Raw genomic sequence first — 20,408 nt, forward strand, 5'->3', positions numbered from 1 at the left:
ATTTATTAAATTCGCCTTAATACCACAAAAGTCAAAGACAAAAAATATCAATAACAAGCCATAAAAAATAAAGCCGCCAAAACTAATTAAAAAATTAATTATCCGAACGCCTGAAGAACACATCTCTATCCTTATTATAAAATTTTGGCAAACAATTTCTGAGCCCAAATTTAATAAAATATTAAGCAAATTCTGAATGTGAATTTTAAATTCCGTTGTATATCATGTCATATAACCAATAACTAACCAATAACTTTAACATAAAGCCAAATATATAAAAATTAAAATTCTCTAGGACGCAATAAATACAATTCATTAGCATTTAAATTGCTAGTAATATCATCATTTGAGCGTCTTAAATACATCTTTAGAGAATGGATTGTTTTAAAAAACTTATTTTTTAAAACATTTTTATTAGCTTTGTAATCTTTTAAAAATTTTGAAATGGGTCCATGAACAGTTATTGAATTATCGAAAAAAGTAGAAAAATATTTCAAAATATCATCTACAAAATAAAACCTATTAGCCAAATCAACAAAATTATTAAAAAGTACTCCAATTCTACCCTTTAAATAATTAACATTTTTAATCATATCAACCCTGTTACCAAATTTATAATTTTTATCTTCCAGGCTCCATTTTGAATATACAGAATTAAATTTAAAATCTTTCATTAAATAATTATACATAAAGTCAAATCTAAAACTATCTTCAATATATTTTAAAATAAAAAGATATAAAAACCTTTTATTTAAAGACATAAAATTATCTTTAGCCGTCCTTATAAAATTTTGATTAATGCCCTTTAGAGTACCTTCATTAACTTTGTGTAAAAAAGAATTTCCATTAAAAAGCAAAAGACTAGTATTGGGAAAAATTAAATATTCGGCTTTATTAATGTGCCTGATTCTACCCTTGTAAACATTAATAAAAAAATTATTAAAATAATCGCTATTGACATAAAATTTTGAAGTATTTTCAGCTTTAAATAGATTATTATCTGTTATAACAGAAAATGAAGATCCTTTAACAATGTTATAAACTATAGCATCAACACTTCCTCTAAATAAATATACTTTTGCATCTTGCAAATCTTTAAGAGAAGAATAAAACACAAAACTATTTGTATTTGAATAAAAAATTAAATCTGCAGAAATACCATTTATTTCATATAAATTTACTTTAAGCTTTGAATTTTCTCCAACCTCAATAAAATCATACTCAAAAATTTCGTCATCTAAATCCAACTTAACAGGAAATGTATTTCTAACAACATTAACTTTACCTTCTATTTCTTTTACAACTGCCACTTGAGAAAATAAAGCTCCATTTGAAAGCAATATTAAAAGGATAAAATGATATATTCTAAAAATATAGTTCTCCTGATCTTTGAAAAACTTATAAATTTAATTATACCTTGTTTTACATAAATTTATTACACTTTGAACAATAGCGAAAAAGAAGTATAATTTAATTTAAGAATTAAAAATATTAAGTTTTTATTGACATACTATAATTGCTATACTAATAAAAATAGTTAAAGTAAGAACTTTAATATTTAGAGGTTCTTACTTTAAAGATAATAGAAGCCAAGTTATTAGAAGGGTGTATTTATGAATATAAAGAATAAATTAATATCGCTACTGCTAATTGTAGTAGCAATCTCTTTTATAGCATGCAAAACGCCTCCAGAATCAAGAGAGAGTAAAAATGCTAAAATTGCACAACAAGATAATAAAAATTTTCAATTAAGAGATATAAAAGACATTAAAAATGTACTAATAAAAGAACGGGGACATCTTTTTTATTCCAAAGAGTTTAATGAAGCTGAAAAATTAGAAGAAGCAATGAAACAAAGTTTTTTAAAAAAAAAAGCAATAGAGGGAAATGAAATTGCTCTTAAAGTACTTGAAAGATACAAAACAATAATAAAAGAAACTCGGGAAAAAAAAGAAAAAACAAATTACCTTAAAGAAAATATTGAAAAGTATCTAAACGATGCAGAAGCAAATGAAGCGTACATATGGATTCCATTGGAAATCGACGAAGTAAATAACTTGTATTTTGAAGCAACAAGAAAATATAAAAATTACGATCTTGACAATGCCCTTGACATGTATAGCAAAGCCTTCAACAGAGCACAACAAGCAGCAAAAAATGCCAAAGAAGCCAAAGCTTTAAAAGAAACTGATGAGAGAATGTATAAACAATTAAAAGCACTTGAAGCGGCTTCCAATTTACCAATTTATAGCAATAATAAGCTTATAAAGCCATCTCCATGGAATGGTAGAGCATTTATTAAAGAAAGAAACAGTCACTTAAACCTTTTAAATACTAATAAAGATGCTTATCTTCTTGGAGATGCAGAAACTTCAATTCCAATAGTACTCGCATACGAAGAAAAGGTAGAAATAGCAAAAAATTCTAAACCTCAAGAACAATTCAAAACACTAGAACTTATTGAACGATCTAGAACATTATGGGAAAAAGGGGTTGAAGCTAAAAATGTAAAAAACTTTAGACTTGCCAATGAATTATTTTTAGAATCTGCAAGATACCTTGAAGCTTATCAAAGCAATGCAAGCAGTGAGCTTTATGTAATAAAAATAGGCAATACCTTATGGGGCATTTCTAAAAAATTATACAACGATCCTTATTTATGGCCAAAAATTTGGTTTGCCAACAGACAAAAAATACAAAATCCAGATCTAATTCATTCTAACTGGAAGATAATAATTCCTGCTAAATAAGCAAAAACAATCATATAGCAAGGCCTTTGGCCTTGCTTTCTTGTTTTATATCTAATAAAATTAAATAAAAATATTCTAAAAGAGACAAAAATGAAAAAGCTAATATTACTAAACTTAATATTTATTTCCTGCTATACAATTAACTTAGAAAAATTAACAAAAGAAACTCCTTATGGAATTTATCTCAGAGAGGCTCAAAAAGCTATCAATGTTAATGATTATAACTCTGCTTTAAAAGCATATGAAAAAATGATTCAAAATTTCGCTCACAATCCAAATATAGTTGCTACTGGCAAATATGAAATTGCATTCATATACTATACAACAAACAAAACAGAAAAAGCAAAAAAAATCTTTCAAGAGTTAATAGAAAATAATATGGAAATGCCTAAATGGATTAAACCTTTAGCTAAAAAAATATTAAATAAAATAGAAAATAATAAAAAATAAGAATTTAAGAAATAAAATTTTTACTGGAATATTATTCCATAAATTGTAATATCTTTTTCCTTTGCAGAATTGATAACATCTTTATAAACAACAGACCCTCTTGGATACTCATGAGGAGGTGCATCTCCTATAACAATAATAAATCTTCTTTCTGCCCGCCAATCAAATTGGGTCACAGCAGCATCAATCCCCTCAAACACAGCTTCTGGATAATCCCCCCCGCCACCAACATTAACATATTTAAGAATATTATTTAAATAAGGAATGGTATTAAAATCAAAAGCTTTGGTTAAAAAATCTTCAAGATAGTCTTTATAAAAAACAAGACCTATTCTGTAGGATTTAAACTTTTGAAGTTGAGGCTCTATTATTGAAAACAAATGCTCTTTTAGAATCTCAATATTGCTTTTCATGCTGTCAGTAACGTCAATAACAAGCACTAAATCTAAATCATAAACTGAATCTTCTGATTCTTTTAAAATTTTGTTTATTTTATCAACAATATCAATGCCATTATTAGCAATAACAACTTCATCTGAAAATTTTGTAAAAGTATCCTTTAATTCATTAAATTCAATTTTTCCATGTTTTTGGTTATCCTTGAAAAGCAATTCATAAGCATTGTCTTGATACCTACCCAAATAATCATTATACTTTTTCTCAAAAGATCTTATAGAAAACCAAAAAGGCTCTTTTTTGGTTTTTAATATCTCTAAGTCAATCTCACCACTTCTTGTTGAAAAATTTGGAAATCCATATTTTAATTTTTTTGGAATCAATATATGAAAAGCTTCTCCAAACTTTTTATTAGGAACAGGGGTAGAAGATGTCAATGATAAAAGCTCTTTATTCTTAATAACTCTTCCATTTAAAATCCGAATTTCATCGCCATTAACTTTATTATAACTTAATGTACGAAATGAATAAGTAGCCACATCTTTTTTCTTATCGGGAATTTCAAAAGACTCTGTCAATATTACTGATTTGATTGCAGGTTTTTTTCTAATAAAAAGATGAAATCCCTCTTCATGGGCCTCAACATAAACATCATCAATGCCTATTTTTAAAGAACCATCTTCAAATCCAAACAAATAAAAGCCAATAAAAAGAAATAAAAAAATTTTCTTCATAAGGAAACCGCCCTCATAAATAACTCAAAACCAACGAATAATATTTATAATTAAAGTTTTTCAGATAAATTTTCATAAAATAAAACATTTGATTTAGAAAAACTATTCTTAAAAATATTTCTGAGATTTAAACTAGCAAGATCTTTTTTAACACTTTTTACCATATCTTCATCTCTATTTAATATATCAAAAATCCTAGCTGATTCACTTAAATTACTAACTCCAGAATTAAAAAGTTTGGCATCTCTTATGGATGAAAAAGAAGCCATTACTTCTACAACCCCAAGATTATTATAAGTTTCAATTTCTTTTAACAAAAGAGTTTTATGATAATCATTTTCTTTGGGATTAAAATTCAAAACATTAGCCTTCTCTAGTTCTAAATTTTGCATCACCCTTAAATAATAGCTCCTAGAAGCTAAAAAATCTCCTATCTTATAAAGAGTTAAGGCAATAGAATTTAAAACTTCGTTACTACTTGAAAACCCAGCCATGCTCTCTACTTTAAATAAGTATTTCAATGCATCATCATAATTATTTTCCCTGTAACTAAGTAGTCCAACTTTATAGTAAACATCTGGATAATCAACACCCTCATTTATTGCTAATTTGTAAGAAGATATCGCAGACTTAAAGTCATTTAAAGATCTAAGAATATCACCCTGCTTTTCATAAATTGAAGAAATCTCCTTAGATCCTTTTATAAGATTGTGTTTTTTATAAAAAGAATAATCGCTCAAGGCCAAACCAATAATATTGCTAGCCCTAAGAGAATCTCGAGATTTTTCATAAATGTCTGCTAAAATTTTATAAGCCAATATCTTGTCCCCAGCATCTTTAATTGAATTTTTATGCCTAAAACTATTTAATGCTTTAAGTAAATAAACTTCGGCCTTCTTAAAATCCCCTATGTAATACGAATATCTTCCACTTTCAAAAAGCGCCTTGTCGTAATTGGGATTTTTATTTAATATTTTTCTGAGAATGTATTCAATCTCTGAATTCATATTAACATTATTGTCAAGCTTAAAGACAGTTCTGCCATCATTTCTTTTAAAATCAGAAAATTCCTTATTCAATAAATTTGTTTGCCCATTAAGATAATTTAAATTTATAGCAAGATTATTTGCTCTCTGATTATAAGTCACAAAAGAAATATACTTGTCTACAAGCTTTTTAGCATATTTTGTATAAACAACCTCATCAATATCTAGAATTTCATTTGACTTAATAAAATTATTAACATTGTCAGACTCGGTATCTAAATTAGCCTCAATATAAGCATTGAAAAGTTTAAATAAAATTTCCTTTTTTTGTCCATATTTAGAAAGCACAACCGTATAGCTATTAATACTATCTTTATAGTAATTAGAATTTATCTTAGCCCATTTAAAATAATTATCTCCCTTTAATACTAAAGCATCATAATCGTAAAGATCATAAGATATAATCTCGTCAAGTATTGAATTAGCCTCAGAGTGTTCTCCAAGGCTAATTTTCATAGAAGCATACGCAATATATCCTTCCTTATTAAACTTTTTTCGCCTTCTATTTGTAGAATTTTTAGAAAAAGGCTCAATGGTAAACAATTCTTCATACTTCTCTTCAGCACTATCAAAATCTCTAACGTCTTCAAACGCTTTAGCATAATTGACAAACCATTTATCATTAGGCCTAATATAATAAGCATCTCTAAAGATGGCTTTTGCAAGCTCTCTTTTATTTGCATATATAGATTCTATGCCCTCTTTATACTTGCTCTCAGAAGCAACATAAAAAAATACTACATCTACTATAAAGTATAAAGAAACTAAAACTAAAACAACAAAAATAGAGGCTATTTTTATCAAAGGTAGCAAAGCCCTTGAAACTCTATAGCTTAATTTTTGCTGAAGTTTGCTAAATTCTTCAGCCTTAAAATAAATTACGGGTAATTTAATAGATCGCCCAACAATATCACCTACAAATTTAGCAATAAATTTTAACCTTTTTGTATTTTTTTCAACAAGGTCAATTAACGCTTCAAGTTTAAACCTTGAAACATTCTCCTTAGTTAAAGCCTCAGCAATTGCAATTCTTAAATTTCTAGGATAGGAATTTAAATGTTTTAAAAATAATGGATAATTAACTTTAAATTCCAAACGTTTAAAATTTGAATTTTGATCATACTCTAAAAATTTAAAATCATCTGCAACATTTTCAAAATCATCCTCATCGGTGCCTAAATTCAAACTGTCTCCAGCAAACATCTCTGATTGTTCGTCTGTTTGGTTTTTACCATTAGCCACATCACCAATATTAAATTCATTAGATTCATTGGATTGTAAAAAATTACTATCCCCTGCTGAAACAGAAGAATCATTACTAGCTTCAAAAAAATTATTATTACTCTGATTATTAATCAATTCCTCAGAATTAAGTTCTGAGGAATTGATTAAATTATCAAAATCAAGCTGAGAAGCAATTTCTAAATCAACAGAATTATCATCAAGAACTTTGTCAATATCATTCTCAAAAGAATCACCAGAAGAAACGTCAAAATCGTTATCCAAAGTTGAAAGCTCTGAATCCACATCAACCCTCAAGTCAGAATCACTTAAAGGTAATTTGGCATTAAAAATGTCAGAATAGGGTAACTTATCCTCACTCTCAAGAGCATCAAGCATAAAATTTAAATCAAGCTCATCATCATTTTCTTCTAAAGCAAGATCCTCTCCTATCCAAGGAACAATACTCTCTCCAGGCTCAGGAAGCTTAACCTCCATACTCACGCCAAAAGATTCTTTAGACAATCTTTCATTAGAAAGATTATCTAATATTTCTCTTTTAAATTGTATTATCTTATCTAAATCAGGCATATTACAATCAAGTTCCTAGCTCATAAAAAGCTCTTTTTATAAAATTCAAGCCCTTCTGCATGAAGAACATTAAAGCGATTTTCTAAATCTTCAGCAATTTTTAAACCCAAGACTTCCTTTGTAATCTCTGTCTGAGAATCTTTCAAGCTGTTTAAAATTTTATCTCTATATTCAACAATGCTTATAACCTTGTCAGCATTATAGATAAGGGAGTCTCTTTTAAAAACATCATGAGACATATCTCCATCCTTAGAAACTTCTAAAACATTTCCATTGACTCCGATCATCAAATAATAATCAAAAATTTTAAAATAATTGCCAATTTCTAAAATTACTTTTTTTGTTTCAGGCCTTCCTTTTCTATACCTAGTAGCAGTAGGAAAAATAAGTATAATGTACCCACTATTTTTCTTTTCATAAATATATTTCATAGAATTAGCATTAAAAACACGCCTTTGCCTAGCATGCTCTAAACCAACCCCAATAAATGCGTGCGGTGGATACACCAATATTGCATTGTATCCCAAAGAAAGGGTTTTAACAAATAAATTATCTCTGAAAAGCTTAACTCCAGCTATTGGAATAATATGATCTGCAATATCACGGTAGCCCATTTTATAAAGTAAAAATTGGAAACAAGGAAAATCAAAATTACTATAATGCTCCATTAATATAATTGAAGACTTGCCAGATTTAGTCTTTTGGTAAAGTTCTAAAATATTTTGCATGCCAACAATGGTAGATCCACTCTCAAGAAGTCTCTCTATCATTCTGTCTACCAATTTTCTACTATTAGAATCTGCATTTCGATAAGATTTATCCAAATAATTAACATTTTCAACAGACTTAAATTGACTTAAAAAGTCGCTTTCCATGTCTTTAAAATATTTATCAAAACTTTCATTTTGTACAAACATAAAACCAGCACCCTTTAAAGCATTCTATGTTGCCGCTTAGCCATTAGTTATATTTTTTACTTACTACAAACAAAAAGCTCTCTAAGACTAACAATAAATAACTAATATTAAACAAGCATACATTTTTGAAAACATTTCAAACCATTATACCTTATTTATTACACAAATTAAAGTAAAATTTTAGCTTGTAACAATAGATAAATAACACTAAAAACTATTAAGGTTATTAGACTTTTTTTATTGCAAGAATTAAAGTAAAATTTAAATACAAGACAAATTAAAGTATTGGGGGCATATATATTCAAAATTAAAACAAAATAAATATTCTTTATTAAAATTTATTAAAAAAGATTAATAAAGAATGCGAACAAAAAATATATAAAAATATTGAAAAAGGAAAATCCCATGAAATATACAAAAATAGCATTGATGCTAATAATTTTCTCTTTAATAGCATGTATTAATAATGCTAAAAAAGAAAAAATAGTTTTCAGAGTATCAAACTTAAGCGAGCCATCATCACTTGATCCTCAGCTCTCAACAGACCTTTACGGCAGCAATATTATTACAAACCTATTCTTAGGCCTAGCAGTAAAAGATTCTCAAACCGGAAAATATAAGCCAGGACTTGCAAAAAGTTGGAACATTTCTGAGGATGGAATTATTTACACATTTCATCTAAGAGAAGATATAGTTTGGAGCGATGGAGTTGCCATTACTGCTGAGGAGATAAAAAAATCATATCTAAGAATTTTAAATAAAAAAACAGCTGCAATGTATGCTAATTTAATAAAATCTACAATAAAAAACGCACAGGAATACTTTGATGAGACAGTGCCTGAATCTGAACTTGGCATAAAAGCTATTGACAGCAAAACACTAGAGATAACATTAACATCTCCAAAGCCTTATTTTCCTGATATGCTAACAAACACAGCATACATACCAGTTCCAATGCATATTGTTGAAAAATATGGAGAAAATTGGACAAATCCTGAAAATATGGTTGCTAGTGGCGCATATAAACTTAAAGAAAGATCAATTAACGATAAAATCGTAATAGAAAAAAATGATAAATATTATAATGCAAAAAACGTAGAAATTGATGAAGTAATATTTTACCCAACAGAAGGTAGCGTGGCTTACAATATGTACATAAATGGTGAAATCGATTTTCTACAAGGAGCAGAAAAAAATAATTTAGAAGAAATTAAAATAAGAGACGATTATTACTCTGGATTAAAAAACGGAATGGCATACATAGCATTCAATACAACAAAAAAACCACTGGACAATTTAAAAGTTAGACAAGCCATTTCCCTTGCTATTGACAGAGAAACTTTAACTAAAGTGGTTTTAAAAGGAAGTTCAGATCCAACAAGAAACCTAACTCCAAAATTTGATGATTATTCTTATGGAAAAAATTTAATACTATTTGATCCTGAAAATGCAAAAAAACTTTTAGCTGAAGCTGGATATCCGGATGGGAAAGGATTTCCCACATTAAAATATAAAATCTCGGGAGGCAGACCAACAACAGCAGAATTCTTACAAGAACAATTTAAAAAAATACTAAACATTAACTTAGAAATCGAAAATGAAGAGTGGACAACATTTTTAGGAAGCAGAAGAACTGGAAATTACCAAATGTCAAGCGTGGGATGGATAGGAGACTATTTTGATCCTTTAACATTCTTAGACAGCTTATTTACAACAGAAAATCATTTTTTTGGAGCATACAAATATTCAAACAAAGAGTATGATGCTTTAATAAAAAAATCTAATTTCGAACTTGATCCAATAAAAAGACAAGACATTTTAAGACAAGCTGAAGAGATAATAATAGAAAAAGATTTTCCTATGGCACCTTTATATATACCCAAATCCCATTACCTTTTCAGAAATGATAAATGGACAGGGTGGGTACCCAATATTGCAGAAAGCTATTTATATGAAGATATTAAAACTAAAAAATAATAAAATTAAGTAAAATAAGTAATTTTAAAATTAAGATTTAAAATTAATATCTACTGAAAGATGAAATTAAAATTAAATTTTAAAGCAAACTTTAAAATGGAGGTATAAAAATTTATGAAATTACAAAAGTCATTATTTTTAATAATATTTTTTCTAGCTTTTCTTTGTTGTACTAACAAGGGAGAAAAAGAAGGAGTATCATTTAAAATAAGCTTGGGGGCAGAGCCAAGCAGCCTTGACCCTCAATTAGCAGACGATAATGTTGCATCAAAAATGATAGACACAATGTTTAAAGGACTTGTTACAGGAGATCCTAATACGGGAGGAAACAAGCCTGGACTAGCAAAAGGATGGGATATTTCTCCTAATGGAAAAGTTTACACATTTAACCTAAGAGAAAAAATTACTTGGAGCGACGGGGTTGCGATCACTGCAGAAGGAATTAGAAAATCTTATCTTAGAATCTTAAATAAAGAAACTGGCTCAAAATACGTTGAAATGGTTAAATCAGTAATTAAAAACGGTCAAAAATATTTTGATGGCGAAGTACCTGAATCTGAACTTGGAATTAGGGCAATTAACGAAAAAACATTAGAAATAACACTAGAATCTCCAAAGCCTTATTTCATTGACATGTTAGTACACCAATCATTTATTCCAATACCAATTCATGTTACTGAAAAATACGGACAAAGCTGGACAAGCCCTGAGAACATGGTTACAAGCGGTCCTTTTAAATTAAAAGAAAGAATTCCTAATGAAAAATATGTCTTTGAAAAAAATGATAAATACTACAACTCAAATGAAGTTGAAGTAGAAGAGATTACATTCTATACAACAAATGACAACGCAACAGCATATAAAATGTACGAAAATGAAGAACTGGATGCAATCTTTGGATCCATACCACCAGATTTAATCAAAGACCTAAAATTAAGAAGCGATTATTACTCATCAGCTGTTAATGCCATATACTTTTACGCATTCAATACACAAATCAAACCACTTGACAACGTTAAAATTAGAAAAGCCCTAACCCTTGCTATTGACAGAGAAACGCTTACATATAAAGTTCTTGACAACGGAACTACCCCTACAAGAAGAGCAACTCCCAACTTTAGTTCATATTCTTATTCAAAAAATTTAGAATTATTTAATCCCGAAATTGCAAAAACCCTCCTGGTTGAAGCTGGATATCCTAATGGTAATGGATTTCCAATTTTAAAATTAAAATACAATACAAACGAAGCAAATAAAAAAATTTGTGAATTTATTCAAAACCAATGGAAAAAAAATTTAAATATTAATGTGGAACTTGAAAACGAAGAATGGACAACCTACTTAAGCACTAGGGCAAATGGAAATTATGAAATAGCAAGAGCAGGATGGGTAGGCGATTATGCCGATCCTTTGACATTTTTAAGCATATTCACACAAGGATACACACAATTCTCATCTCACAATTACTCAAATCAAGAATACAACGAACTTATTAAGAAATCCGATCTTGAACTTGATCCAATAAAAAGACAAGACATCTTAAGACAAGCAGAAGAAATAATTATTGAAAAAGATTTCCCAATAGCCCCAATATACATATATGGAAATAGCTACCTTTTCAGAAATGACAAATGGACAGGCTGGAATACCAATATTTTAGAAAGATTTGATTTATCTCAACTAAAATTAAAAAATAAATAATTAATACTTAATTTAATCAAATAAAAATCGTCTATTAATTTATTTCTTATGGACGATTTTTATTGACTTTATTCTAAAAAAAAGATAGCTTAAAATTTATAAATAATTTTATTTTGGGAAAAGGTTAATATGAAGTTTACTAAAACTAAAAAAATAGGTAAAAAAATTAAAATAGTAACACTGCTTATGCTTGCCGTGTCTTTAATTGCATGCAATAATAATTCAGAAAAAGAAAAATTATCATTTAAAGTATACATAGGGGGAGCACCTTCATCGCTTGACCCTCATTTGGTAGATGAGACAATCGGAGCAAGAATTTTAGAACAAATATTCTCAGGACTTTTAACATTAAATACCAAAACAGGAAAGATAAAGCCTGGACTTGCTAAAAATTGGGAAGCCTCAAAAGATAAAAAAACATACCAATTTTATCTAAGAGATAACCTTGTTTGGAGCGATGGTGTTGAAATTACTGCTGAAGGGATAAGAAAATCTTTTTTAAGAATTTTAAATAAAACAACAGGATCTACACATGTTGACATGCTTAAATCAATAATAAAAAATGGACAAGAGTATTTTGATGGCAAAGTATCTGATTCTGAGCTTGGAATCAAAGCAATTGATAGCAAAACATTGGAAATAACGCTTACATCTCCAAAGCCCTATTTTCTTGAATTACTTCTACATCACACATTCATGCCAGTACCTATTCACGTTATTGAAAAATATAAGAGAAATTGGACAAACCCTGAAAACATGGTTACTAGCGGTCCTTTTAAATTAAAAAAAAGATTACCTAATGAAAAAATTATATTTGAAAAAAACGACCACTATTATAATGCGAAAGAAGTAGAACTTGATGAGCTTGTCTACATTACATCTGACAATGATCTAACTGTATACAATATGTACAAAAACAACGAAATTGATGCTATTTTTAATAGCATCCCACCGGACATTGTAAATGAAATAAAACTACAAAATGACTATTATCAACACAAAAGTAATGCAATTTATTTATACTCGTTTAATACAAAAATAAAACCCCTTGATGATGTTAGAGTTAGAGAGGCCTTAACGCTAGCTATTGACAGAGAAACTTTAACTTACAAAGTGCTAAATGATGGTACAGTTCCTACAAGAGAAATAACTCCTGATCTTGAAAATTACAATTACGGTAAAAAATTGGCTTTATTTGATCCTGAAAAATCCAAAAGGCTTTTAGCAAAAGCTGGATATCCTAATGGAAAAGGATTCCCAATGCTAACACTAAAATATAATACAAACGAAACTCATAAAAAAATTGCCGCATTTATTCAAAACCAATGGAAAAAAATTCTAAATATAAATCTTATGCTTACTAACGAAAATTGGCCTGTTCTTACCAACAGTAGAAATACGGGCAATTTTGAAATAATAAGAGTTGGGCGCATTGGGGAATACTTAGATCCACACACATACTTTACTATATTCACAAGCGAAAATTCACAACTTGCATCCTACAGATATTCAAACCCAAAATTTGACAAACTAATCAGAGAATCGGATTTTGAAAAAGATCCTATAAAAAGAAAACAATTACTCAGAAAAGCAGAAGAAATAATTATTGAAAAAGATTTTCCTGCTGCACCTATATACATATATTCTGGGCACTATCTTTTTAGAAACGATAAATGGACTGGATGGAGCCCTAATGTATCAGAAGTTTATTATCTTTCTGAATTAAAACCAATTAAAAATGCAAAGCATAATTAATTTTTAAAAGGGCTTAATATCAATAAAAATAATATTTAAGCCTAATATAAAAGCAAAGCTGCCCAAGTCTTAAGATAATAGCTTTGTTTAAAGCAAAAATACACAAATAATGTGTAAGATTCTATGATAATTTTACTTAGAATCTTACACAAAAAAATTCTTCTAAAATCAAGATAATAAAATTTTAAATAAAAAATTAAAAACAAAAAGTACATTTTATTGAAAATAAAATCATTAATTATAATACAAAAAGCCTCTTATTCTATCAAAAATTATCAACTATAGATTGAAAAACAACAAAGACTATATGATATAATTGACTAATACGTAATGTTGCCAATATCTATTCACAAAGGAGCAAAAATGTTAAAGTTTACTTTAAAAAAAATAATAGGAATGATACCAACTTTACTAGTAATAATTTTTCTATGCTTTTTTGTAATGAGAATGGCTCCTGGAAGTCCATTTGATTCTGAAAAACCCATTGATCCTCAAGTAAAAGCAAGATTGATGGAAAAATATCATCTTGACAAACCTTTTTATATTCAAGCTTTTTATTATATTTCAAATGCTCTCAAAGGAGATCTGGGACCTTCTTTAAAAAAGAAAGATCTTACAGTTAATCAATACATAAAATTAGGATTTCCAAAATCACTTACACTAGGAGTAATATCCCTTATTATATCACTATCAATAGGAATACCAATAGGCATATTAGCTGCTATTTATAAAAATACTTATATAGATTATATAATAACATCAATAGCAATATTAGGGATTTCCATACCATTATTCGTAATAGGACCAATTTTACAATACTTTTTTGCAATTAAATGGGGGTTGCTTTACACCTCTGGATGGATTACAGAAAGAGGAGGATTTTCAAATTTAATTCTACCCATAATAACTCTTAGCATGCCCAATGTAGCTATTTTCGCAAGAATAATCAGAGGATCAATGCTAGAAATAATACAGAGCGACTTTATAAGAACTGCACGTGCAAAAGGGCTAAGCTTCAAAAAGATAGTTATAAAGCACATGTTAAGAGGAGCAATGCTGCCTGTAGTAAGCTACATAGGCCCAGCATTTGCTGCTATAATATCTGGAAGCGTAGTTATTGAAAAAATATTTAGAATTGCTGGAATGGGAATGTTTATAACAGAGTCCGCATTAAACAGAGATTACCCAGTATTAATGGGAGGATTGTTAGTATATTCAATAATACTACTTATTTCTATATTAATATCAGACATTATATATAAAATGTTGGATCCAAGAGTATAAGGGGAAATCAAAATGAATAGCCTTGAAAAACAAAATGAGCAAAATAATTCTAAACTTGAAAGAAGAGCTTGGTCAAGATTTAAAGAAAATAAACTGGCATTTGGCAGTCTTTTTGTAATTGGATTTTATATCTTAATTGCCATTTTACAACCAATATTGCCAATATATAAATACCATACTCAAATAGTAGAGCATTCCGATTTGCCACCATCTTTCCAGGCTGCTGGAGAACTCTGGTATAATAAAGAAAAAAAATTTATTGAAAAATTAGCAAAAAAAGAAAAAAGAGAAATAAATGAAGAAGAACTAAAAAAACTCGAAGACATAAAAAGAAAAATAGAAAATGAAGTTCAAATTATAGATAAAAAGAAAGTAAAAATACATAAAAGAGTATATTTGCTTGGTACAGACAATCTTGGAAGAGATTTGCTTGCAAGACTAATACAGGGAAGTCAAATTTCTCTTTCTGTAGGATTTATTGGGGCTTTTTTGTCCATGATAATAGGAACTATTCTTGGATCAATAGCGGGATTTTTTGGGGGATTGACTGACAAGGTAATAACTAAAATAATCGAAATTCTTTATGTATTGCCCTATTTACTTATTGTAATAATACTAATGGCAATAATGGAAAGAAGTATAATAGGATTATTCATAGCACTTGCATTTGTATCATGGTTAACAGTGGCTCGAGTTGTACGAGGCCAAGTACAATCACTATCAAGTTCAGAATTTATACAAGCGGCCAAAACTCTTGGCGCAACAAATCAAAGAATAATCTTAAAACACTTAATCCCTAATAGCATTGGAATGATAGTTATATTCACAACAATAAGGGTTCCAAGCTTTATTATGGCTGAAGCATTTTTATCCTTTTTGGGACTTGGAATTTCAGCTCCAATGACAAGCTGGGGAGAATTAGTGCAAAATGGAATTGCAACATTTGTTGAATATCCATGGAAAGTTTTTATTCCAGCTATAGTTATGACAATATTTCTATTATTTATGAACTTTTTAGGTGATGGGCTAAGAGATGCTTTTGATCCAAAAGACAGTATCTAGGGAGAAATTGAATGGAAAAAGATAATATATTGGAAATAAAAAATTTAACAATTGAATTTAGATTAAAACATACAACAATTCATCCCGTAAGCAATGTTAACCTATCTGTAAAAAGAGGAGAAATTAGAGCTATTGTTGGAGAATCTGGAAGTGGAAAATCAGTAACAAGTATGGCTATTTTAAAATTATTGCCGGAACTTACAACAGTATATAAAAGTGGAGAAATACTATTTGAAAATCAAGATCTGCTAAAACTTAGCGAAAAAGAACTTTTAAAAATCAGAGGGAATAAAATATCAATGATATTTCAAGACCCAATGACTTCATTAAACCCATTTTTAAGAATATCAACTCAACTTGAAGAAACAATAATCTTGCACCAAGGATTAGGGAAAAAAGAAGCCAAAGAAAAAGCAATAGAAATGCTAAAAACTGTTGGTGTTGTAAACGCAGAAGAGAGAATAAAACATTTCCCACATCAATTTTCAGGGGGAATGAGACAAAGAGTTATGATTGCTATGGCTCTTAGCTGTCATCCATCCTTACTAATAGCAGATGAACCAACAACAGCCCTTGATGTTACAATCCAAGAGCAAATATTATTATTAATCAAAAATCTATCTAAAAAATTCAATACTTCTACCATATTTATAACTCATGATCTTGCGGTTGTTGCTGAAATTTGTGATACCGTATCTGTAATGTATCAAGGAAAAATTGTAGAAGAAGGAACAGTGGAGGAAATATTTAACAATCCTAAACATCCCTACACCATTGGGCTTTTAAAATCAATTCTTACGCTAGAACACGATCCAAATAAAAAGCTTTATTCAATAAAAGAAAACCCTATTAAGATCACAAAAACCAGTGCTGAGGAGTTTTAAATGAGCAGTAAAAAGGAAATAATTCTTAAAGTAGAAAACTTAATGCAAACATTCACAACAGGAGAAGATTTTTTATTTTGGAAAAACAAACAAAAAGTAAATGCAGTAAACAATGTTAGCTTCGAAGTTGAAAAAAATAAAACTTTGGGCCTCGTAGGAGAATCTGGTTGTGGCAAATCTACTACTCTTCGATCAATAATGCAACTTTACACGCCAACTTCTGGAAATATTTACTTTAACGGGAAAAACATAACTAAACTTTCAAAAAAAGAACTCTTAAAAACAAAAAAAGATATGCAAATGGTATTCCAAGATCCTCATACTTCGCTTGATCCAAGAATGACAATAAAGGAAATAATAGCAGAACCACTAGAAATATACAATGAAAATAAAATTCTTCCAAAAACAAAGCAAGAAATAGAAAAAAGGGTAAACGAACTAACAGATATCGTCGGATTACATAAAAGTATGTTAACCAGATATCCTCATGAATTTTCAGGAGGACAAAGACAAAGAATAGGAATTGCTAGAGCACTAGCTTTAAATCCCAAGCTTTTACTTTTAGACGAAGCCGTTTCTGCGCTTGATGTATCAATCAGAGCTCAAATTTTAAATCTGCTAAAAACTCTGCAAAAAGAATTCAATTTGTCTTATTTATTTATTTCTCACGATCTTGCTGTAGTAAAATATATGAGCGATAAAATTGCTGTAATGTACCTTGGAGTTATCCTAGAACTTGCACCCAGAGAAACGCTATTTTCAAACCCAATTCATCCATATACTAAAATGCTAATAGCATCAATTCCTGAAATCAACCCCGAAAAACGAAAAAATAAAAATATAAAACTGGACGAACAAACTCTAGCAAACATTAGAAAAATTCATTTATCAACCCAAGTACACCCAAAGCTTGAAGAAATAGAAAAAGATCACTTTGTATCTAAATATCTTTTTGATGAAATGAATAAATAAATAATTAAATGATTTAAAAGTTACTTATGGTCAAAATAGGAGACTTCAAAATCAATTTTATTATCAATTCCCTCAACAAAGTATAAATTAATTCTATTAACATTATTTTTATCTATCACTTTGTTACCAGAATCAACAAAATAATAATAAATTCTATCCTTGGGTAAATTTTTAAGCTTAATAGTATAAATTCCCTTATTATCCTCTTTCTCAATAAGCCTATTTAAAAAAGGATTAAAATTATTAAAACTACCAGCTATTGTAACTATTTGTCCGGGGCGACCTATATAAAAAATTTCAATTTCATTGTTATCATATGATTGTATTGGATTTCTTAAAGAAATATAACTGGACTTCTCTTTAGCAACCTTAATTTTAGAAAATGGGATTAAATCCTCATTATAAACTACATTTTTATTATACCCATCATTAGTCCAAACACCGTCTACAATAAGCCTATATTTTATATTGCTTGTGCCATGAGGAATATTGACCTTAACAAAAAAAACCCCATGCTCATTTTTTTTGTATAAATATTTCTTAGAATACTGATCAAAGTCAAAGGCAGCAAAAATTTTTCTAATTTCCTTATTAGGAGGATAAAACAACAATATGCGATTGGAATCAACCATAGGCTCAAAATTGTCTTTTCTTGTTGAAACTTCTAGAAATTCATTTAAACTTAAATCAAAATTATAAATTAAATAATCATCTGAAAAAAGATTGTTAACGCATAAAGCTACAAAAACCAATAAATACAAACACCTTTCTTTCATCGATTATACGCAAAACTCACAATAATAATTCTTTTGACAAAATGCTACACATTTAAACTTTTTAACATTATACTAAAAACATACATTAAAGTAAATAATACGAGGAGTATAAAAATGGGTTTTCACATTTATGAAATCAAAGCCAGACAAATTATTGATTCTAGAGGGAATCCAACAGTTGAAGCTGATGTCATCTTAGAAGATGGAACTTGCGGAAGAGCTGCCGTACCATCAGGGGCATCAACAGGAATTAACGAGGCTGTTGAGCTTAGAGATGGAGATAAGTCTGTATACATGGGGAAAGGGGTTTTAAAAGCAATTGAAAATATAAAAAACATAATTGCCCCAGAACTTGAGGGTATGAGCGCCTTAAATCAGGTTGCAATCGACAGAAAAATGCTTGAACTTGATGGCACCCCCACAAAAGAAAAACTTGGCGCTAATGCAATCTTAGCAGTTTCAATGGCTACAGCCAAAGCTGCTGCAAAGTATCTTGGACTTAAGCCTTATCAATATCTTGGAGCGTACAAAGCCAACATTTTGCCTACACCTATGTGTAATATTATTAATGGTGGTGCACACTCTGACAACTCTGTTGACTTTCAGGAATTCATGATAATGCCAGTAGGAGCCAAAACTTTTAGCCACGCAATAAGAATGGCAGCAGAGGTTTTTCATACACTAAAGGGCATTCTAAATAGCAAAGGATATGCAACTTCTGTTGGAGATGAAGGGGGATTTGCTCCAAATTTGAAATCAAATGAAGAAGCTTGTGAAGTGATTATAGAGGCAATAAAGAAAGCAGGATATGAGCCTGGAAAAGACATTGCAATAGCTCTTGATCCAGCAACATCTGAGCTTTATGATCCAAAAACAAAAAAATATGTACTTAAATGGTCAACAAAAGAAGAACTTACTTCCGAACAAATGGTTGAATATTGGTCAAAATGGGTAGAAAAATATCCAATTATTTCAATTGAAGATGGCATGGCCGAAGAAGATTGGGATGGATGGAAAAAACTTACAGACAAAATTGGAAACAAAATACAACTTGTTGGAGATGATTTGTTTGTAACAAACACATCGTTTCTTAAAAAAGGAATTGAAATGGGAGTTGCCAATTCAATCCTTATTAAGGTCAATCAAATTGGAACACTAACAGAAACATTTGAAGCTGTGGAAATGGCCAAAAAAGCAGGTTACACAGCAATAGTCTCCCACAGATCAGGAGAAACAGAAGACACAACAATAGCTGATCTTGTAGTGGCTCTTGGAACAGGACAAATCAAAACTGGTTCACTCTCAAGAACAGATAGAATAGCAAAATATAATCAACTCATAAGAATAGAAGAAGAATTGGAAACAATTGCTGAATACCACGGTAAAAGCGTCTTTTATTCTATTAAGCAAAAATAAATCAAATCCCTTTAAAAGGGATTTTTTTTAATTAAATAAAAATGTAAAATGTATAAAAAATAAAATTATCTTTTAGAGAATTGGAAACTTTTTCGTGCTTTTTTCTGTCCAAACTTTTTACGTTCAACCTTTCTTGAATCTCTTGTTAAAAACCCATTAGATCTCAAAATCATCTTATTAGATTCATCAAGTTCAAAAAGAGCTCTTGAAATGCCGTGCCTTATTGCTCCTGATTGACCTGAAATCCCTCCCCCATAAACATTAATATAAAGGTCATATTTTCCAAGTGTATTTGTCAAAACCAAAGGCGATAGAGCCATTGTTCTTAAATTTTCAAGTTGGATGTAAGAGTCAAAGTCTCTATTATTTACTTTGATATTGCCACTACCCTCTCTAATGTAAACTCTAGCAACAGAAGATTTTCTCCTACCAGTTCCCATTGATAAATTAACATTGCTAAAATTTGATTTTTTCAT

General features: G+C 29.3%; 16 protein-coding genes. 10 read left to right on the top strand and 6 right to left on the bottom strand.

All coding sequences use genetic code 11. From position 1 onward, the window contains the following. Nucleotides 1-281 precede the first annotated feature (281 nt). A complete protein-coding gene (locus QIA22_RS02145; protein WP_301611522.1) occupies nt 282-1,340 on the bottom strand; it encodes a hypothetical protein in 1,059 nt (352 codons plus the stop codon). Nucleotides 1,341-1,613: 273 nt separating this feature from the next. Here QIA22_RS02145 and QIA22_RS02150 point away from each other — a divergent pair, with 273 nt between their 5' ends. Together QIA22_RS02150 and bamD are read left to right on the top strand one after the other, a co-directional pair. Beyond that, nucleotides 1,614-2,750 (top strand): LysM peptidoglycan-binding domain-containing protein, encoded by a 1,137-nt coding sequence (locus QIA22_RS02150; protein ID WP_301611523.1) that lies wholly within the window; start codon nt 1,614-1,616, stop codon nt 2,748-2,750. A gap of 90 nt (nt 2,751-2,840) precedes the next feature. Continuing rightward, the gene (gene bamD, locus QIA22_RS02155) at nt 2,841-3,200 is read left to right on the top strand and encodes an outer membrane protein assembly factor BamD (RefSeq protein WP_071983318.1); all 360 of its coding nucleotides are present in this window, start codon (nt 2,841-2,843) and stop codon (nt 3,198-3,200) included. A 20-nt stretch (nt 3,201-3,220) separates the two neighbouring features. Here bamD and QIA22_RS02160 read toward each other — a convergent pair whose 3' ends face one another. From QIA22_RS02160 to QIA22_RS02170, 3 genes are read right to left on the bottom strand one after another with little or no spacing between them, the layout of a single operon-like run. Beyond that, nucleotides 3,221-4,330 carry a vWA domain-containing protein gene (locus QIA22_RS02160; RefSeq protein WP_301611524.1) on the bottom strand — a complete coding sequence of 370 codons (1,110 nt, stop codon included), beginning with the start codon at nt 4,328-4,330 and terminating at the stop codon, nt 3,221-3,223. A gap of 50 nt (nt 4,331-4,380) precedes the next feature. Next, nucleotides 4,381-7,188 carry a periplasmic flagellar collar protein FlcA gene (gene flcA, locus QIA22_RS02165; RefSeq protein WP_301611525.1) on the bottom strand — a complete coding sequence of 936 codons (2,808 nt, stop codon included), beginning with the start codon at nt 7,186-7,188 and terminating at the stop codon, nt 4,381-4,383. Between the two features lie 20 nt (nt 7,189-7,208). Next, nucleotides 7,209-8,105, bottom strand: coding sequence for a 1-acyl-sn-glycerol-3-phosphate acyltransferase (locus QIA22_RS02170; protein ID WP_301611526.1), 897 nt, complete (start codon nt 8,103-8,105; stop codon nt 7,209-7,211). Nucleotides 8,106-8,510: 405 nt separating this feature from the next. Here QIA22_RS02170 and QIA22_RS02175 point away from each other — a divergent pair, with 405 nt between their 5' ends. The 7 genes from QIA22_RS02175 to QIA22_RS02205 all read left to right on the top strand — a co-directional run bounded on the left by QIA22_RS02175 (nt 8,511) and on the right by QIA22_RS02205 (nt 17,740). Further along, on the top strand, nt 8,511-10,082 hold the full coding sequence (locus QIA22_RS02175; protein WP_301611527.1) for a peptide ABC transporter substrate-binding protein: 1,572 nt from the start codon (nt 8,511-8,513) through the stop codon (nt 10,080-10,082). Between the two features lie 114 nt (nt 10,083-10,196). Next, entirely contained in the window at nt 10,197-11,783 is a 1,587-nt protein-coding gene (locus QIA22_RS02180; protein ID WP_301611528.1) for a peptide ABC transporter substrate-binding protein, read from the top strand. 129 nt (nt 11,784-11,912) lie between these two features. After that, on the top strand, nt 11,913-13,538 hold the full coding sequence (locus tag QIA22_RS02185; RefSeq protein WP_301611529.1) for a peptide ABC transporter substrate-binding protein: 1,626 nt from the start codon (nt 11,913-11,915) through the stop codon (nt 13,536-13,538). Between the two features lie 363 nt (nt 13,539-13,901). Continuing rightward, nucleotides 13,902-14,822 carry an ABC transporter permease gene (locus tag QIA22_RS02190; protein ID WP_301611530.1) on the top strand — a complete coding sequence of 307 codons (921 nt, stop codon included), beginning with the start codon at nt 13,902-13,904 and terminating at the stop codon, nt 14,820-14,822. 12 nt (nt 14,823-14,834) lie between these two features. Then, the gene (locus tag QIA22_RS02195; RefSeq protein WP_301611531.1) at nt 14,835-15,884 is read left to right on the top strand and encodes an ABC transporter permease subunit; all 1,050 of its coding nucleotides are present in this window, start codon (nt 14,835-14,837) and stop codon (nt 15,882-15,884) included. Between the two features lie 11 nt (nt 15,885-15,895). After that, the gene (locus QIA22_RS02200; RefSeq protein ID WP_014023575.1) at nt 15,896-16,768 is read left to right on the top strand and encodes an ABC transporter ATP-binding protein; all 873 of its coding nucleotides are present in this window, start codon (nt 15,896-15,898) and stop codon (nt 16,766-16,768) included. Continuing rightward, nucleotides 16,769-17,740, top strand: a complete 972-nt coding sequence (locus QIA22_RS02205) for an ATP-binding cassette domain-containing protein (RefSeq protein WP_301611532.1) — start codon at nt 16,769-16,771, stop codon at nt 17,738-17,740. A 20-nt stretch (nt 17,741-17,760) separates the two neighbouring features. Here QIA22_RS02205 and QIA22_RS02210 read toward each other — a convergent pair whose 3' ends face one another. Then, nucleotides 17,761-18,492: an early set domain-containing protein gene (locus QIA22_RS02210; RefSeq protein WP_301612201.1), complete on the bottom strand. Its 732-nt coding sequence runs from the start codon at nt 18,490-18,492 to the stop codon at nt 17,761-17,763. A 138-nt stretch (nt 18,493-18,630) separates the two neighbouring features. On the opposite strand from QIA22_RS02210, the gene eno reads away from it, so the two are divergent. After that, nucleotides 18,631-19,932 carry a phosphopyruvate hydratase gene (gene eno, locus QIA22_RS02215; protein WP_301611533.1) on the top strand — a complete coding sequence of 434 codons (1,302 nt, stop codon included), beginning with the start codon at nt 18,631-18,633 and terminating at the stop codon, nt 19,930-19,932. A gap of 65 nt (nt 19,933-19,997) precedes the next feature. On the opposite strand, the gene rpsI is transcribed toward eno, so the two are convergent. Further along, the gene (gene rpsI, locus QIA22_RS02220; RefSeq protein WP_004790427.1) at nt 19,998-20,408 is read right to left on the bottom strand and encodes a 30S ribosomal protein S9; all 411 of its coding nucleotides are present in this window, start codon (nt 20,406-20,408) and stop codon (nt 19,998-20,000) included.

The organism is Borreliella kurtenbachii, from assembly GCF_030437945.2.
GTDB classification, from domain to species: domain Bacteria; phylum Spirochaetota; class Spirochaetia; order Borreliales; family Borreliaceae; genus Borreliella; species Borreliella carolinensis.

Coding starts and splice junctions, on each gene's coding strand:
- QIA22_RS02150 (WP_301611523.1), top strand. CDS start 1,614: ATGAATATAAAGAATAAATTAATATCGCTACTGCTAATTGTAGTAGCA.
- bamD (WP_071983318.1), top strand. CDS start 2,841: ATGAAAAAGCTAATATTACTAAACTTAATATTTATTTCCTGCTATACA.
- QIA22_RS02160 (WP_301611524.1), bottom strand. CDS start 4,330: ATGAAGAAAATTTTTTTATTTCTTTTTATTGGCTTTTATTTGTTTGGA.
- flcA (WP_301611525.1), bottom strand. CDS start 7,188: ATGCCTGATTTAGATAAGATAATACAATTTAAAAGAGAAATATTAGAT.
- QIA22_RS02170 (WP_301611526.1), bottom strand. CDS start 8,105: ATGTTTGTACAAAATGAAAGTTTTGATAAATATTTTAAAGACATGGAA.
- QIA22_RS02175 (WP_301611527.1), top strand. CDS start 8,511: ATGAAATATACAAAAATAGCATTGATGCTAATAATTTTCTCTTTAATA.
- QIA22_RS02180 (WP_301611528.1), top strand. CDS start 10,197: ATGAAATTACAAAAGTCATTATTTTTAATAATATTTTTTCTAGCTTTT.
- QIA22_RS02185 (WP_301611529.1), top strand. CDS start 11,913: ATGAAGTTTACTAAAACTAAAAAAATAGGTAAAAAAATTAAAATAGTA.
- QIA22_RS02190 (WP_301611530.1), top strand. CDS start 13,902: ATGTTAAAGTTTACTTTAAAAAAAATAATAGGAATGATACCAACTTTA.
- QIA22_RS02195 (WP_301611531.1), top strand. CDS start 14,835: ATGAATAGCCTTGAAAAACAAAATGAGCAAAATAATTCTAAACTTGAA.
- QIA22_RS02200 (WP_014023575.1), top strand. CDS start 15,896: ATGGAAAAAGATAATATATTGGAAATAAAAAATTTAACAATTGAATTT.
- QIA22_RS02205 (WP_301611532.1), top strand. CDS start 16,769: ATGAGCAGTAAAAAGGAAATAATTCTTAAAGTAGAAAACTTAATGCAA.
- eno (WP_301611533.1), top strand. CDS start 18,631: ATGGGTTTTCACATTTATGAAATCAAAGCCAGACAAATTATTGATTCT.
- rpsI (WP_004790427.1), bottom strand. CDS start 20,408: ATGAAAAAATCAAATTTTAGCAATGTTAATTTATCAATGGGAACTGGT.